Origin of the sequence: Fusobacterium varium (assembly GCA_021531615.1) — a bacterium.
Classification (GTDB): Bacteria; Fusobacteriota; Fusobacteriia; order Fusobacteriales; family Fusobacteriaceae; genus Fusobacterium_A; species Fusobacterium_A varium_C.
The window spans coordinates 1-1,160 of the sequence record JADYUE010000081.1 but is presented as its reverse complement, the minus strand read 5'-3'; the positions used below and the strand labels follow the sequence as shown (position 1 = coordinate 1,160).

Below are 1,160 nucleotides of genomic sequence, written 5' to 3'. Positions count from 1 at the left end.
AAACCCCATGTAAACATCGGGACAATCGGACACGTTGACCACGGAAAAACAACTACAACAGCTGCTATTTCTAAAGTATTATCAGATTTAGGACTAGCTCAAAAAGTAGATTTCGATAAAATTGACGTTGCTCCAGAAGAAAGAGAAAGAGGAATAACAATCAACACAGCTCACATCGAGTACGAAACAAAAACTAGACACTATGCACACGTTGACTGTCCAGGACATGCTGACTACGTTAAAAACATGATCACAGGAGCAGCTCAAATGGACGGAGCAATCCTAGTTGTATCAGCAGCAGATGGACCAATGCCTCAAACAAGAGAACACATCCTACTATCAAGACAAGTTGGAGTACCTTACATCGTAGTATACCTAAACAAAGCTGACATGGTAGACGATCCAGAATTACTAGAACTAGTAGAAATGGAAGTAAGAGAACTATTAACAGAATATGGATTCCCAGGAGATGACATTCCAGTAATAACAGGATCATCACTAGGAGCACTAAATGGAGAACAAAAATGGGTTGACCAAATCGTAGCGCTAATGGATGCAGTAGATGAATACATCCCTACACCAGAAAGAGCAGTAGATCAACCATTCCTAATGCCAATAGAAGACGTATTTACAATTACAGGAAGAGGAACAGTTGTAACAGGAAGAGTAGAAAGAGGAGTAATCAAAGTAGGAGAAGAAGTAGAAATAGTTGGAATCAAACCTACAACAAAAACTACTTGTACTGGAGTAGAAATGTTCAGAAAACTTCTTGATCAAGGACAAGCAGGAGACAACATCGGAGCTCTATTAAGAGGAACTAAAAAAGAAGATGTAGAAAGAGGACAAGTTCTAGCAAAACCAGGATCAATCCACCCACATACAAACTTCAGATCAGAAGTATATGTACTAACTAAAGAAGAAGGAGGAAGACATACTCCATTCTTCTCAGGATACAGACCACAATTCTATTTCAGAACAACAGATATAACAGGAGCAATCACATTACCAGAAGGAGTAGAAATGGTAATGCCTGGAGATAACATCGAAATGAGAGTAGAATTAATCCACCCAATCGCAATGGAAACAGGATTAAGATTCGCAATCAGAGAAGGTGGAAGAACAGTAGCTTCTGGAGTAGTTGCTGAAATCACTAAATAATT

General features: G+C 39.0%; 1 protein-coding gene. It reads left to right on the top strand.

Annotation, left to right across the window (positions count from 1 at the left end; translation table 11 throughout):
* A partial coding sequence (tuf, locus tag I6E31_12405) for an elongation factor Tu (GenBank protein MCF2640759.1) occupies nt 1-1,158 on the top strand: 1,158 nt, incomplete at its 5' end.
* Nucleotides 1,159-1,160 lie beyond the last annotated feature (2 nt).